The organism is Mesorhizobium erdmanii (assembly GCF_013170725.1).
Lineage (GTDB): Bacteria > Pseudomonadota > Alphaproteobacteria > Rhizobiales > Rhizobiaceae > Mesorhizobium > Mesorhizobium erdmanii.
The window spans coordinates 951,621-965,962 of sequence record NZ_CP033361.1 but is presented as its reverse complement, the minus strand read 5'-3'; the positions used below and the strand labels follow the sequence as shown (position 1 = coordinate 965,962).

The 14,342-nt window shown below is 64.3% G+C and carries 13 protein-coding genes; 6 read left to right on the top strand and 7 right to left on the bottom strand.

Annotated features, from left to right (window positions below; all coding sequences use genetic code 11):
- Positions 1-137: 137 nt before the first annotated feature.
- Positions 138-701, top strand: coding sequence for an invasion associated locus B family protein (locus tag EB233_RS04535; protein WP_171892209.1), 564 nt, complete (start codon positions 138-140; stop codon positions 699-701).
- A gap of 231 nt (positions 702-932) precedes the next feature.
- Positions 933-2,177, top strand: a complete 1,245-nt coding sequence (locus tag EB233_RS04530; protein WP_064990950.1) for a M24 family metallopeptidase — start codon at positions 933-935, stop codon at positions 2,175-2,177.
- Between the two features lie 226 nt (positions 2,178-2,403).
- On the opposite strand, the gene EB233_RS04525 is transcribed toward EB233_RS04530, so the two are convergent.
- The 5 genes from EB233_RS04525 to EB233_RS04505 all read right to left on the bottom strand — a co-directional run bounded on the left by EB233_RS04525 (position 2,404) and on the right by EB233_RS04505 (position 8,071).
- Positions 2,404-3,846: an amidase gene (locus tag EB233_RS04525; protein WP_064990949.1), complete on the bottom strand. Its 1,443-nt coding sequence runs from the start codon at positions 3,844-3,846 to the stop codon at positions 2,404-2,406.
- A 163-nt stretch (positions 3,847-4,009) separates the two neighbouring features.
- The gene (locus EB233_RS04520; protein ID WP_064990948.1) at positions 4,010-5,098 is read right to left on the bottom strand and encodes a Gfo/Idh/MocA family protein; all 1,089 of its coding nucleotides are present in this window, start codon (positions 5,096-5,098) and stop codon (positions 4,010-4,012) included.
- A gap of 71 nt (positions 5,099-5,169) precedes the next feature.
- Positions 5,170-6,333: an ABC transporter substrate-binding protein gene (locus EB233_RS04515; protein WP_064990947.1), complete on the bottom strand. Its 1,164-nt coding sequence runs from the start codon at positions 6,331-6,333 to the stop codon at positions 5,170-5,172.
- A 71-nt stretch (positions 6,334-6,404) separates the two neighbouring features.
- Positions 6,405-7,247, bottom strand: a complete 843-nt coding sequence (locus EB233_RS04510; protein WP_064990946.1) for an ABC transporter permease — start codon at positions 7,245-7,247, stop codon at positions 6,405-6,407.
- Entirely contained in the window at positions 7,244-8,071 is an 828-nt protein-coding gene (locus EB233_RS04505) for an ABC transporter ATP-binding protein (protein ID WP_064990945.1), read from the bottom strand. Before EB233_RS04505 ends, EB233_RS04510 begins: the two co-directional genes overlap by 4 nt.
- A 350-nt stretch (positions 8,072-8,421) precedes the next feature.
- Here EB233_RS04505 and EB233_RS04500 point away from each other — a divergent pair, with 350 nt between their 5' ends.
- From EB233_RS04500 to EB233_RS04490, 3 genes are all read left to right on the top strand, one after another.
- Positions 8,422-9,363 carry a MurR/RpiR family transcriptional regulator gene (locus tag EB233_RS04500; protein WP_064990944.1) on the top strand — a complete coding sequence of 314 codons (942 nt, stop codon included), beginning with the start codon at positions 8,422-8,424 and terminating at the stop codon, positions 9,361-9,363.
- Positions 9,364-9,427: 64 nt separating this feature from the next.
- Positions 9,428-11,212: an NAD(P)/FAD-dependent oxidoreductase gene (locus tag EB233_RS04495; RefSeq protein WP_064990943.1), complete on the top strand. Its 1,785-nt coding sequence runs from the start codon at positions 9,428-9,430 to the stop codon at positions 11,210-11,212.
- Between the two features lie 102 nt (positions 11,213-11,314).
- On the top strand, positions 11,315-11,896 hold the full coding sequence (locus EB233_RS04490; RefSeq protein WP_179948856.1) for a CatB-related O-acetyltransferase: 582 nt from the start codon (positions 11,315-11,317) through the stop codon (positions 11,894-11,896).
- 30 nt (positions 11,897-11,926) lie between these two features.
- Here EB233_RS04490 and EB233_RS04485 read toward each other — a convergent pair whose 3' ends face one another.
- Complete coding sequence (locus EB233_RS04485) at positions 11,927-13,162, bottom strand: amidohydrolase/deacetylase family metallohydrolase (RefSeq protein ID WP_064990942.1); 1,236 nt, start codon at positions 13,160-13,162, stop codon at positions 11,927-11,929.
- A gap of 32 nt (positions 13,163-13,194) precedes the next feature.
- A complete protein-coding gene (locus EB233_RS04480; protein ID WP_027055492.1) occupies positions 13,195-13,560 on the bottom strand; it encodes a RidA family protein in 366 nt (121 codons plus the stop codon).
- Between the two features lie 201 nt (positions 13,561-13,761).
- On the opposite strand from EB233_RS04480, the gene EB233_RS04475 reads away from it, so the two are divergent.
- Positions 13,762-14,247, top strand: a complete 486-nt coding sequence (locus EB233_RS04475; RefSeq protein WP_064990941.1) for a hypothetical protein — start codon at positions 13,762-13,764, stop codon at positions 14,245-14,247.
- Positions 14,248-14,342 lie beyond the last annotated feature (95 nt).

The window sequence follows — 14,342 nt, the reverse complement described above, 5'->3', positions numbered from 1 at the left end:
TGTGGCCTTGCTGCCACAGTAAATTTGCCGGCTTGCTTGGCCTGCAAGCGCACTTTCGGAGCAGTCCCCATTGTTGTATCAGGCCTTTTCCAGGGAAATACCTGTTGGTCCAAGGAAAACTGCGGGGCGTGAAGAACATGACAACTACTTTAGCGAAAGCTAATCTTCTCGATCTGGTCGCGGCTGCGGCCGCCTTGTGGCTGCTATCGGCCTCGGTCGGCCCGGCACGCGCCGAGGACGCGGCCAAACCGGCGCCAGCCAAGGAGGCCAAACCGGCGGCAGACGCCAATCCCTGGGCGGTGAACTGTTCCAGCGGCTCGGCCAATTCCGAGCTTCAGTGCCAGGTGTCGCAGAACCTGACCGAAGCCAAGACCGGGCAGCGCGTGCTCACCGTCACCGTGCGCCGCGACAACGGCAATGGCAGCCTGGCCATGTTGCTGGCTTTGCCGCACGGCCTGTTCCTGCCGTCGGGCGTCAGCTATCAGATCGACCAGGGCCAGAAGACCACCATCGCCATCCAGACCAGCGACCAGAACGGCGCCTATGCCGCCACCCCGCTGTCGCCGGAACTGGTCAAGGCGATGAAGTCGGGAACCAATCTGAACATCGGCATGGAATCGGTCACCCGCAAGCCCGTGACCATCCCGGTGTCGCTCGCCGGCTTCACCTTGGCGATCGCCAAGCTGGAGACGATCAAGTAGTCGCCGCGCGTTTGGATGGGCTGGCTGCGCCCATGGATCCAGTGGCCCTGAGATTGATGGGCGCCACCCATAACTTCGTCATCCACGGGCGGAGCAAAGAGCGCAGCGACCCGGCGCAGACCCGAGGATGACGAAGTTGAGAGGTGCCCGCAGACCGTCATCAGCAAGCAACGCACTTGATTGTCCGCGGCCGCAATGCTCCGTTGCCGCTTCGGACATCCGGAGAAACCCATGACGGGCTTTGTCGACCGCCAGCGCGCCGCGCAACTGATGGAACGCGCCGGCATCGGCGCGCTGGTGCTTTGCGCACCCGAGGCCTTCCACTATGCGACCGGTGCGTGGATGGGGCCGGCGGGCCTGTTCCGGCGTGCCGGCGGCGGCTTCGTCGTCATCCCGGCCCGGCAGGATTTGCCGATCGGCATTGTCGTCGCCGATTTCAACGCGGCGCAGACGCGGCTCGCCATGCCTGAAGCGGTCGTGCGTTCGCATCCCATCTGGATCGAATCCGCGCCGCTCGACCCGGGAGCCCAGGGCCTGCCCCTGGCCGGGCGCATCGAGGCCGGCCTCGCCTCGCTTGGCCGCACACCGGATTTCTCGCGGCCCGCGACCTTCGACCTCGCCGGCTCGGTGCGCCAGTTGCAGGCCTTGCTGGACGATTTCGGCCTGGCGCGCGCGACACTCGGCATCGACCTCGATTTTGTTCCCGCTGCCGACTTCTCCGCCATCCAGGCGCTGATGCCGCGCTGTACCATGGTGGACGGCTCACCGGTCCTGGACAGGCTGCGGGCCGTCAAATCGCAGCGCGAGATCGATTTGCTGCAGCAAGGCATTCTTCTGTCGGAAGCCGGGCTGGAGCGCCTGCAGGTGGATGCCATGGCCGGCATGCGCCAGGCCGATCTCGTCGCGCTCTACCGCAAGGGCGTCGCAGACGCGGCGGCCGGGCTGTCGTATCCGGTGGTGACGGCGGAATATGTGACGCTCGGCGCCCGGGCCAAGGGCGCCGACGCCAGGGCCGTGGCCGGCGATCCCTTGAAATGCGACATGGTGTGCACGGTCGGCGGCTACGCTTCCGACATGTCACGCAATTTCACCTTCGGGCCGCCTTCCGCCGACCAGGCAGAACTGCACGCGATCGCCGAGCGCGCTTTCGAGGACGGGCTGGCAGCACTGATCCCCGGAAACACGCTCGCCCATGTCCACCGCGTCGCCTCCGACAGCCTGGCGCGGCAAGGCCTGGGCTCTTACCGCCGTGGGCATTTCGGCCACGGCGTCGGGCAATCGGTATTTTCCGAGCAATGGCCGTTCATCGCCGAAGACAGCGATATCGTCATCGAGGCCGGCATGGTGCTGGCCTTCGAAATCCCGCTCTACATCGATGGCCTCGCCAGCTTCAATCTCGAGGACCAGTTCCTGATCGCGGCCGATGGACCCAAGCCGATGAACCGGCTGCCGAGACGGCTGGAGGCGATTGGGTAGGCGAGGCCTGATCCCCGCCGCCGTCAGCACTCTACGGCGCCCCCCTCTGCCCTGCCGGGCATCTCCCCCACGAGGGGGGAGATTGCTGATCACGACCGCTTTCGCCAATCTTTACCGTGCAAGAAGAGGAGCCGGCGCCCAAGCCGCCAATCTCCCCCCTTATGGGGGAGATGTCCGGCAGGACAGAGGGGGGCGCCAGAACTCGACCGAGATAGCCTGGCGCCAACTAACCACTCACCGGCGGCCGCCGATCCCTCCACGGCATCTCCTGCTCCAGCTGCGCCGACGCGGCCAGCACCGTCGCCTCGTCACCATAGCGGCCGACCAATTGCACGCCGATCGGCACGCCGTCTTTCGACCATCCGAGCGGCAGCGAGATTGCCGGCTGGCCGGAAATATTGAAGGGAAATGCAAACACGGAGTCCGCCCATTTGGCGTTGTAGCTGTCGATGTCGGTTTCCGACATGTCGTAATAGCCGAGCGGGCGCGGCAGTTGCGTCAAGGTGGGCGTGATGAAGAGATCGTAGCCCGCGAGATCGCCGACGATGTCGCGGCCGACCTGCCTGAGTTGCTCGACATCGGATATGTGCCTGGTGCCGCTCGTCGCGCGGCCGCGCTCGATGATCGCCCAAGTCACCGCCTCGACATCGCCAGGCGTGACCGGCCGGCCGATCACTGTTTCGAGATAGTCGAATGTCGCCGCCGTCTGCACGCAGGTCATGTTGGTGTAGGTTACCCACACGGCATTGGCCTCGAGCGGCATGTCGTGCTCCTCGACGTGATGTCCCAGGCGCTCGAGCACCGCCACCGTCGCCAGCACCGCCGCTTTCACCTCCGGATCGATGGCCGTGCCGTTGGGTGGCTTCACGCTGAAGCCGATCCGCAACGCCTTGGGGGCCTGCGCCGACAGCTTGAGCCATGAGGCGTCCGGCACCGGTGGCGTATAGGGATCGCCCAGCAGGGCGCCGGCCACCGCGTCGAGATAGGCCGCGGTGTCGCGCACCGTGCGCGAGCAGCACAGAAAATAGGCGCCGCCATACCAGTAGTCGCCGAATGGCGCGAGGCTGACGCGGCCGCGCGACGGTTTCAGGCCGACAATCCCGCAGCACGAGGCCGGAACGCGGATCGAGCCGGCGCCATCGCTGGCTTCGGCGATCGGCACCATGCGCGAGGCGATGGCCGCGGCGGCACCGCCGCTCGAACCGCCGGGGGTGATGCCTGCCTTCCACGGGTTCTTCGTCACGCCGTAGAGTCTTGGCTCGGTCGTGATCGACCAGCCGTTTTCCGGCGCGTTCGACTTGCCGACCAGCACCAGCCCCGCCGCCTTCATGCGGCGCACCACTTCGGTGTCGAAGTCGGCGACGACGTCTTTCAGGTAGAAGCAGGAATTGGTGTTCGGCGCGCCGGTCCAGGACGAGGCCAGTTCCTTGAGCAGGAACGGCACGCCGGCGAAGGGAGCCGATTTGTCGACCGTCTGCGCCTGTGCGCGCGCCATGTCGTAGAGGCGGTGGATGACCGCGTTGAGCCCCGGATTGAGCCGCTCGACCAAAGTGATTGCCGCCTCGACCAGTTCGGCCGGCGAAACCTGGCCGCTACGCACCAGCCCGGCCAGATCGAGCGCATCGGACTCGACATAGGTTCTCAACAGACTGTCGGTGACGGCGGCCATGTCTCTCTCCTAATTTCCACCTCGGGCATCGCGGCGGCCGTAGTGAGCCACATCGCAAAGTTGGCGCTGCCATTCATCCGCCCGCCGGTACCTTCCCTTGGTGAACGGGCGGAAGAGGAAGCTCCTGCCCCGGCGCTTCCTGCAGCACCGCAGCCGGATTGCGTCAGGCCAGTTCGACAGTTCGCCCCAGTTCGATGCTCTGTTCGGCGGCGAGCACGATGCGCAGGCTGTTGACCGCCGCATCCATCTGCTCGGTCAGATCGAGGTCCTCGCGAATGGCGCGCAGGAAGAAGGCCTGCTCGCGGTCGCACAGTTCCTGGTGGCCCGGTTCGTCCTCCATGCTGACGATCTCGTCGGGCTTGGAGAAGTTCTTGTCGCCGTCGACTTGGGCGTAGTGGATCTTCAGCGCATCGGTCTTGGTGTGACGATCGATGTCGGCCGAATTGGAAACCTCGGCGTCCGAGGCGGTGCTCGCAGCCTGGCCGGCGACGATCGACACAGCGCCTTTCGGGCCGACCACGTCCTTCACGAAATAGGCCGTCTCGCTCATCATCGGCCCCCAGCCGGCCTCGTACCAGCCGACCGAGCCGTCATCGAAGGTGACGTGCAGATGGCCGTAATTCTGCTTGTCCGCCTCGGCCCACAGCTTGGCGCCGATGCCATGCACTCGCACCGGCCTGGCGCCGGTCAGCTGGCACATGACGTCGACATAGTGCACCCCGCAATCGACGATCGGGATCAGCGAATCGATCAGGTTCTTGTGCCAGTGCCAGGCGCTGCCGCTGCTCTGCTGGTTGAGGTTGAGGCGCATCACCAGCGGCTTGCCGAGCGTCTTGCCGACCTCGATGAACTTGATCCAGGAGGGATGGACACGCAGGATATAACCCAGCACCAGCTTGCGGTTCTTGGCCCGCGCCGCCGCGACAACCTTCTCGGCGTCCTCGATGTTGGTGGCGAGCGGCTTTTCCATGAACACATGGCAATTGGCCGCGATCGCCTTCAGCGCGTATTCGGCGTGGGTGTTCGGCCAGCTGTTGATGGAGACGGCGTCCGGCCTTGTCTCCTTCAGCGCCAGGTCGAAATCCTCATAAAGTGGATAGCCGGCTAACTCCGCCGGGATCTTGGTGTTGCTCTTGATCGAGCGGCTCATGATGCCGACGATCTGAAAACCCTCGGAGCGGTGGTAGGCGCTGGCGTGCGACGCGCCCATATTGCCGAGACCCACCACCAGCACTTTTACCTTGTCGGCCATTTCCGCCTCCCACGCTCTTCAATGGATGCGGGCGGCAACCCTGTCGCCGCCCGGTGTTGCTGCCAGCAGGTTTACTTCACCGCCGAATCAAAGAGATGCGCCTTTATCTTCTCGACATCGAGCGCGGCGAAGCCTTCCGACAGTTTGACGCCGTCGGCGTCGGCCTTGACCTTGGCCTTGTCGAAAGTATTGGCCGCCGGGATCAGGTCGTTGGTGCAGACATCCTCCGCCTTCACCGGATTGGTGATCTGGCCGATCTTGTGGATCTCGTCGAAGAAGCCCTGCCAGCTCGCCATGTCGTGCGAGCCCCAGCCGCCGCGCTTGTCCATGTCGCCACGGAAGACGTTGATCTGCTGCAGGATCGAGGTCGTGCCGAGCTCCGGCCCGAGATTCTTGGCCAGTGTCGGGAACTGCTCGAACACCGCTTCGACGGCCGCTCGCGGGTTCTGGTAACCGAATTCGAGGCCCATTGCCCAGCCGCGCAGGTATTTTTCCAGGAACGCCTTCTTGTCGGGATCCTCGAGATCGGCGCTCCGCACGACGAAGGTGTTGGCTGGAAGCTTGGAGTTCTTCACGCCGAGCCAGTATTCGAAGTCGAGGCCCTTGGCGATCCATTCGGCGCGCAGCCCTTCCCAGGACAGGGCCGCATCACCCTGGCCGCCGGCAAGGGCGGTACCCCAGGTCGGCCAGCCGGCTTCGACATATTTGACTTTCTTGATGTCGACGCCTTGCGCGGCGAGCAGCGGATCGGTGATCGACTGCCAGGCGGCGGAGCCGAGCAGGATGGTCTTGCCTTCGAGCTTCTTCAGATCGTTCGATCCCTCGCCCTTGCGGAAGGCGATGCTGAACGTGTCGCGCGCGCCCATGTGGAATACCGACTTCAGCTTCATGCCGTTCTGGATGGCGAAGGAGAACACGCCGGGCGATGGGAAGCCCATATCGGCCTGGCCGACATCGACGAACTTCACCGTCGCCGTACCGTCCGACGGACCCGGCTGCATGTCGGTATCGAGCCCGTCGAAATAGCCGGCTTTCTTTGCCGCCCAATAGGGATAGTCGTCGAGCACTTCGAGCGTGCCGCGCGGCGAGATCCAGGTGAATTTGCCGTAAGCCTCGGCTCGCGCCTTGAGTCCCGTGACGCCGAGCGCCGTTGCCGTCACCAGGCCGGCGCCGGTCACTTGCAGGAAATAGCGGCGGCTGATCCCCGCCTGTCGGACGAAATTGTCTGTGGTCATCGCTTTCCCCTTTTTGTTGATTTTCAGTCTGTTGCCCGCCTCCCGGGCGTCTTGCCTTCAGATCCTTGTCTTCAAGCCTCCCAGCTCGCCCATTTCTTGCCGATCAGGAAGAACAGCACGTAGATGAGGATGCCGAGCGTCGACAGGATCAGCACCACGGCAAAGAATTGCGGCATCTGGATCATCGACGAATAGGTGGTCAGCCGGTTGCCGAGGCCGAAGCCGCCGCCGACCATTTCGGCGCCGACGGCCGTCAACAGGCCGAAGATGGCGCCGATCATCAACCCGACCAGGATCATCGGCAGCGCCATCGGCGCGCGGATCTTCCAGAAGATCTGCAAGGTGCTGGCGCCGTAGGAGCGCGCCAGCGCGATCTTGGCGCTGTCGACGCGGCGGAAGCCGGTGGCGGCGTTGATCATCACCATCGGCCCGGCGGCCAGCGCCACCGCGATGATGCGCGGCGTGTAGCCGAAGCCGAAGCGCAGGATGAGCAGCGGCACCAGCGCCAGCATCGGCGTGGTCACCAGCAGCAGGATATAGGGCGCGACGATTTTTTCGGCGAAGGGGAACTGAGTGATGACGGCGGCCAGCACCAGGCCGACGACGGCGCCGATGGCAAAGCCCGACACCAGCTCGACCAGCGTGTAGCCGAGATGCGGCGCGATCAGCGGAAACTCGTCGAACAGCGCATAGGCGATCGAGCTTGGCGGCGGCATGATGTAGAGCGGCACATGGAACAGCCGCAGCGCCAGTTCGATGCCGCCGATGATGACCACCGCGACAGCGATGATCGCCGCCACCTCCTTGCCCGACTTGATGCCGGGGCCGCTGGCGAAGGCCGAAAGATTGGTCAGGCTGACGTCCTTGCCGTCACTCGATTTGGATTTGGAGAATTCGGGGATGGCGTCGCTCATGGCCTGATCCTCACGATCTCGGCGCTGGTGCGCTCCGGCGGCTTCGCCCTGGCGCGCTCGCCGACAATATCCATCTTGATCCGGTTGGTGAGGTCGAAGACTTCTTTCGTCGCCATGATCTCCAGCGAACGCGGCCGCGCGAACGGCACGCGATATTCCTTGGCAACCTTGCCCGGCCGGGCGCTCAGCACCACCACGCGGTCGGAGAGAAAAATCGCTTCCTCGATCGAGTGGGTGATGAAGACGATGGTGGTCTTGGTGTCGAGCCAGATCTCCTCGACCAGCCGGTTCATTTCCTCGCGCGTAAAGGAGTCGAGCGCACCGAACGGCTCGTCCATCAACAGCACCGAGGGCTTCAGCGCCAGCGCCCGAACGATCGCCGCGCGCTGCTGCATGCCGCCCGACAGCTCGCGCGGGAACTTGCCGCCAAAGCCGTCGAGGCCGACGCGGTTCAAGAGATGCGCGATCCAGGCGCGATCCGGTTTCTCGCCCTTGATCTCGAAGGGAAAGCGGATGTTGGCATCGAGGTTGCGCCAGGGCAGGAGATTGGCTTCCTGGAAGACGATACCGATATCGGGATGCGGCCCGGTTATGGCCTTGCCGTCCAGCCGGATCTCGCCGCTGGTCAGGCTGTGCAAGCCCGACATCGACCACAAAAGCGTGGTCTTGCCGCAACCGGACGGGCCGACGATCGATACGATTTCATTGGCTCTGACATCGAGGCTGCAGCGGTCCAGGGCCAGCAGGTCGCCGGACGCCGTGTGATAAATCTTGGTCGCTGCCTGCACGCCAAGCTTCGGCGTTGTTGTCTCGCCCGCGTTCATCCGCCCCTCGGAGATTGCGCGATGACCCAGTAGGTCATCAGACTGCCAGAAATCAGTCTGTAACTATCCTACTTTGCTGTCAAGCGATGACCGTCGATCTTCGGCTATCGATGCGTCTGATTTTATCCATCTATTTGTTTCTGTTACATTTTCTATATCTTGAAATGCGTGTTGCTTTCTTACATACTTCGCAAACAGATACGCAAGCATGCCCAGTAGCACGCAGCGGTTGCAGCGCATGGAACGACAGCGTGCAAACATGATAAGAGGTGGGGCCGACAAGGGCAGGGACGACCGATTTTCATCGGCGAGGGAAGACCGATGTTCATCGGCGAGGGAAGACCGACTTCATGACTGAATCTGACAGCAGGCAAGGCAGCGCCTCGAATGGGGAGCCGGACGGACGCGACCTCGGGCGCATCCCCGACATCATCTCGCTGGTCAAGGATTCCTACGCGGAATTGCGACCGGCCGAACGCCGGGTCGCCGATGTCGTGCTCGACGATGTCAGATACGCCGTCGATGCCTCCAATGCGGCGATTGCCGAGCGCGCCGGGGTGAGCGAACCGACGGTGACCCGCTTCTGCCGTGCCATCGGCTGCGAGGGCGTGCGCGATTTCAAACTGAAGCTGGCGCAGAGCCTCGTCGTCGGCGCGCTCTATCTGGACACCTCGCCTAGCAGGGACAGCGATACCGGCATGCCGTTCTGGAACGCCGTGTTCGGCGAGGCGCGCCGGGCGCTGCAGGAGGCCGAACGGCAGCTCGATCCCGGTGAGCTGCACAAGGCCGCCGAACTGATCGCCAAGGCGCGCCAGGTCACCGTCTTCGGCCTCGGCGGCAGTTCCTCGGCGCTGGCGCAGGAGACGCAGTACCGGCTGTTTCGCTACGGCATCACCGTCAGCGCCCAGTGCGATCCCTATCTGATGCGCATGACGGCCTCGACGCTGAAACCCGGCGATTTGGTCGTCGCCATTTCCGCGACCGGCCGCACGCGCGAGGTGATCGAGGCGGTCGAACTCGCCAAGCACTATCGCGCCAACGCCATTGCGGTGACGGCGCCCGACACCGATCTGGCGCGTGCCTGCGATGTCAGGCTCACGGTGGCGGTGCCGGAATATCCCGACACGCTGAAGCCGACGGCGTCGCGCTATGCCTTCCTGGCGGCGATCGACCTGTTGGCGGTGGCCTCGGCCTACAAGCTCGACGGCTCCGCCCGCGAAACGGTCCGCCGCATCAAATACAACGCCCAGATCCACCGCACCGGCAAGGAGATGGAGCCGCTCGGGGATTAGCAGGCGGATGAGGGGCGGCGCCGAGTTCAACAATTGAAGATCCGCATGCAGCAAGAGGGACAAAATGCTCGAAATGGCACCGACGAAACAGGCCGCCGCATGGCTCGAATCCCTAGCTCAGACACTCGCAGCCGGCGACGAGACAGCCGCCGCCAACCTCTTCGTCGACGACTGCTACTGGCGCGATCTTCTGACCTTCACCTGGAACGTCACCACCATGGAAGGCCGCGAGGCCATCGCCGCCATGCTCGAGGCAACGCTGGCGACGACAAAGCCCACCGCATGGCAGATCACCGGCGAGGCGACCTCGGACGAAGGCACGATCGAGGCCTGGTTCACATTCGAGACGGCAGTGGCCTCAGGCCAAGGCATACTGCGGCTGCGCGACGGCCGTTGCCGCACCTTGTTCACGGCGATGACCGACCTGAAGGGGTTTGAGGAGAGCAAAGGCTCGGATCGGCCGCTCGGCGTGCGCCACAAGGCCGACCCCGAACGCGAGACCTGGTCGGAGGCACGAGCGCGCGAGACGCGCGAGCTCGGCGCTTCGGAACAACCCTATTGCCTGGTCATCGGCGGCGGCCAGGGCGGCATCATGCTGGGCGCGCGGCTGCGGCAGCTCGGCGTGCCGACCATCGTCATCGAGAAGAACGCAAGGCCGGGTGATTCCTGGCGCAACCGCTACCGCACGCTCGTGCTGCACGACCCGGTCTGGTACGACCATCTGCCCTACATTCCCTTTCCGGAGAACTGGCCCGTCTTCACGCCCAAGGACAAGATGGGCGACTGGCTGGAAATGTATACGCGCGTCATGGAGCTCAACTACTGGGTCGCCACCAAATGCCTCAGCGCGTCCTATGACGAGACGCAGAAGGAGTGGACCGTGGTGGTCGACCGCGTCGGCCGGCAGGTCACGCTGAAGCCGAAACACATCGTCTTCGCCACCGGCGCCTACGGCCCGCCGCGAAAGATCGACCTGGCCGGCGCGGAGCAGTTCAAGGGCGAGCTGCTGCATTCGAGCCACTATGCCAGCGGCGAAAAATTCCGCGGCAGGAAGGTAGCAGTCATCGGCGCCGCAAGCTCGGGGCACGACGTCTGCGTCGATCTCTGGGAGAGCGGCGCCGACGTCACCATGATCCAGCGTTCGCCGACCACCGTGGTCAAGTCGGACACGCTGATGGAGGTCGGCTTCGAGATCTTCTCGGAGAGCGCGCTGGAGCGCGGCATCACCACCGAGAAGGCCGACATGATCGTCGCCTCGACGCCATTCGCCCTGGTGCCCAAGGGCCAGCGCGCGCTCTACGAGGTGATCAAGGCGCGCGACGCCGGCTTCTATGATCGCCTGCGCGCCTCCGGCTTCGCCATCGATTTCGGCGACGACGAGACCGGCCTGCTGATGAAGGCCTACCGCACCGGCTCCGGCTATTACATCGACGTCGGTGCCTCGGATCTGATCATCGACGGCAAGATCGGCATCCGCAGCGGCGTCGCCATCAAGTCGCTGACGAAAAATGGCATCCTGTTCGAGGATGGCAGCGAGCTCGAGGCCGACGCCATCATCGCCTGCACCGGCTACCAGTCGATGAACGAGAATGTCGCCGCGCTCGTCTCGCGCGAGGTCGCCGACAAGGTCGGTCCGTGCTGGGGCCTCGGCTCCGGCGTCAAGGGCGACCCCGGCCCTTGGCAGGGCGAATTGCGCAACATGTGGAAACCGACGGCGCAGGAAGCGCTGTGGTTCCACGGCGGCAATCTGGCGCTGTCGCGTTTTTACTCGAAATATGTCGCGCTGCAGATCAAGGCACGGATGGAGGGTGTCCAGACGCCGGTCTACGGGAAGCCGAGCAATTCCTGACCAGTTAAGGCAAGCGGTGGGCGGCCCTCGAAATTGCTTGCGAACTTTTCAGATAGGGTGAGTAGTGCCCCAGTATTGCCTGGCAATTCGGGGAGGAAGCCAGTGGGACTGCTGAGAGGGCTTCGCATAAAGCTGGGTTTGAAGAAGGATCCGCTGCCGCCGCTGCCCGGCGTCGAGATCGGTCGCCATACCTATGGTCTTAGCAAGAAATCGTTCTTCGTTCCGCGCGAAAACGTGCCGGTGCGCATAGGATCCTTCTGTTCGATTGGCCCGGATGTTCTCTTTATCTGCGCGGCCGAGCACCGCATCGACACCGCGACCACCTTTCCGATCGCGTTTGTGAACGGCAAGATCCGCAACGGAAATGGAACCGCCGGCAAGGGACCGATCACAGTCGGCCATGACGTCTGGATTGGTGCACGCTGTATCGTCCTGAGCGGTGTCACGATCGGCAATGGAGCGGTCCTTGGCGCTGGCAGCATCGTCACCCGGGACATTCCGCCCTACGCTATCGCGGTTGGCAATCCGGCTCGCACCATCCGTTACCGGTTCGCGCCCGATGTCATCCAACGCCTGCAGTCGCTGGAGTGGTGGAACTGGAGCGACGACCTTATCCGTGAACGCATCGAGCTTCTGACAGCGACAGGTATCGAGCGTTTCCTGAGCGTGGTGGGGGCGGCGTAACCTCGCCGACGCTCCGCGCCGCGCACGACCTCACTCGTGCCGATGCCCGAAATGCCGGGCGGCAACCTCGACATGCGTGTGGTTGGAACGCGGCTCGAAACGCTCGGTTTCGCTGACATCGTTCACCCCCTCGTTCGGCCACCAGGCGCCGCCGATGACGATGCCTTCCGACACCAGCCGCTGATCGGCTACCAGCGCCGCGCCGACCGCGTCGACGAAGGTGAAGCGGCCCGATCGTTGGCGAAGGACAGTGACGTCGCCGACGGTGCCGACCGCCAGCGTGCCGAGGTCCGGCCTTGCGATCGCCCGCGCCGGTCCTTGCGTCGCGGCGCGCAGCACCTCGACCAGCGGCATGCCGAGCGCCATCAGCTTCGACATGCAGACCAGTATGTCGAAGGCCGGCCCGTCGACGCAGTAAAGGTGCACGTCGCTCGAGATGACATCGGGCGCCAGCCCCTCGGCGAGCATGGCGCGGGCGACCTCGAAATCGAACGAACCCATGCCATGGCCGAGATCGAAGATCACGCCGCGCTCGCGCGCCAGCCGCATGTCGGGCCGCACCGCGCCCGAGGCGAAGACCGGCGCGTTGGGGAACGGCCGGAAGCAATGGGTGAGGATGTCGCCCCGGCGCAGGCGCGGCAGCACTTCCGAGCGGCCGGGCGGCGGCTCGTCAATATGCGCCATCAGCGGCAGGCCGGCCTTGTCGGCGGCTTCGAGCGCCAGATCCACCGGCGCGATGCCGCTGGCGCCGCCGGCATGCTTGCCGGAGCGGACTTTCACGCCGACCACGACATCCGCGTGCTCGCGCGCCGCCGCCACCACCTCGCGCGGTTCGCAGAGCCTGAGATCGCTGCATTCGCCGACCGAGACCGTCTGCGAAAAGCCGAAAATGCCGGCAAAGGAAATGTTGACATAGGCCAGGATGCGCACCTTCGAGCGCTCCATGACATGGCGGCGGAAGCCGAGGAAATTGCCGGCGCCGGCGCTGCCCGCATCGATGAAGGTGGTGGTGCCGCTCTTGGCCGCCAGCCGGTCGGCGTCGACGCCGAGCGAGGTGCCGCCCCAGTAGACGTGGCTGTGCAGATCGACCAGGCCGGGCGCGACGATGCAGCCCGTCGCGTCGACCACCTGGCTGGCGCGATCCGGCGGGATAGCGGCGTCGACGGCCGCGACGCGGCCATTGGCAATGGCGACATCGCGCGGCGCATCGATGCCGGACGCCGGATCGATCAGCCGTCCGCCCTTCAGCAGGAGGTCGAATTGCATGGGGGAAACCTCCGCTTCGTTGCCTTGTCGTCTCAGACCGGCCGGTAGGCGACCGCCTCGACCTCGATCTTGATGTCGATCATCAGCCGCGATTCGACGGTGGTGCGGGCCGGCGGATTCTGCGGAAAATGCCGGCCATAGACGGCATTGAAGGCGCCGAAATCGCGCGCATCTTCGAGCCAGACCGTGGTCTTCACCACGTCGTCCAGCGTACAGCCGGCCAACGCCAGCGCCGCTCTCACATTGGCAAGCACCTGCTCGGTCTGTTCGGTGATGCCACCCTTGACCACGATGCCGTCGCTGCCGACCGGAACCTGGCCCGATATATAGACGAAGTCGCCGGCCCGCACGGCGGGCGACAGCGGCACATGAGACGTTCCAAAAGTCTGCTTGGGCAAGGAATTGCCTCCTTTGATCGTGACGGAGTTCCGGCGCAGATTTACCGCGATAAGGGCTGTCCCGATAGGGCCGTTGTTGGAAAGCAACATTCTTCGAAATCCGTGTTGCTTTATTACAAGAGCGCTTGCATCGTGCGCGCCTGACGGACGGCTTTCAAGCCGCCGCGAACCAATGCCTGCGCGAGACCGGAGAAACCGAGAATGACCTTCGACAAGAACCCGTTCCCTTCGGGCGACGCCGACCGCCACGCGCTTTGGGAGATGCTGGTGCGGCGCGACATCGACGCCTTCATTGGCCAGGACTGGTCCATGGTCGAGGACGATTTCATCGCCGAGAGCTTCTTTGGCATGCATGCGCATTTTCTCGCCAATGCCGATGCATGGCGGCTGCAATTTCCCAGGCTGGAAATCTATCGCGACGAGTGGCTGCGCCAGGCCAGGGAAACGGCGGCGACCAAATTCGCCGAACCGCTGCGCGAGGCGATTTTTCGCGTCACCAACCTGCGCGACATCGATGTCGACGGCGACCGCGCCGTGCTGCACAAGAAGTTCGACGGCTCCATCGCCAAGGCCGATGGCAGCGTCGACCGGCTGAAATGGCAGACTCTGTATTTCTGCAGGAAGGTCGCCGGCAGCTGGAAGATCGCCGGCTTCGTCGGCTACATGCCTTATCCGCTGGGAGCCTAGGGTTCTATCGTTCGGGTCAGGTATCATTATCGACGTTCGGGATTGGCGGAGGCAACTAGACTTCGTCATCCGCATCTGAACTTCGATGGAAAGCG

What these genes read in the sequence shown, in the direction of transcription:
- EB233_RS04535 (WP_171892209.1), top strand. Translation starts at nt 138, where the DNA reads ATGACAACTACTTTAGCGAAAGCTAATCTTCTCGATCTGGTCGCGGCT.
- EB233_RS04530 (WP_064990950.1), top strand. Translation starts at nt 933, where the DNA reads ATGACGGGCTTTGTCGACCGCCAGCGCGCCGCGCAACTGATGGAACGC.
- EB233_RS04525 (WP_064990949.1), bottom strand. Translation starts at nt 3,846, where the DNA reads ATGGCCGCCGTCACCGACAGTCTGTTGAGAACCTATGTCGAGTCCGAT.
- EB233_RS04520 (WP_064990948.1), bottom strand. Translation starts at nt 5,098, where the DNA reads ATGGCCGACAAGGTAAAAGTGCTGGTGGTGGGTCTCGGCAATATGGGC.
- EB233_RS04515 (WP_064990947.1), bottom strand. Translation starts at nt 6,333, where the DNA reads ATGACCACAGACAATTTCGTCCGACAGGCGGGGATCAGCCGCCGCTAT.
- EB233_RS04510 (WP_064990946.1), bottom strand. Translation starts at nt 7,247, where the DNA reads ATGAGCGACGCCATCCCCGAATTCTCCAAATCCAAATCGAGTGACGGC.
- EB233_RS04505 (WP_064990945.1), bottom strand. Translation starts at nt 8,071, where the DNA reads ATGAACGCGGGCGAGACAACAACGCCGAAGCTTGGCGTGCAGGCAGCG.
- EB233_RS04500 (WP_064990944.1), top strand. Translation starts at nt 8,422, where the DNA reads ATGACTGAATCTGACAGCAGGCAAGGCAGCGCCTCGAATGGGGAGCCG.
- EB233_RS04495 (WP_064990943.1), top strand. Translation starts at nt 9,428, where the DNA reads ATGCTCGAAATGGCACCGACGAAACAGGCCGCCGCATGGCTCGAATCC.
- EB233_RS04485 (WP_064990942.1), bottom strand. Translation starts at nt 13,162, where the DNA reads ATGCAATTCGACCTCCTGCTGAAGGGCGGACGGCTGATCGATCCGGCG.
- EB233_RS04475 (WP_064990941.1), top strand. Translation starts at nt 13,762, where the DNA reads ATGACCTTCGACAAGAACCCGTTCCCTTCGGGCGACGCCGACCGCCAC.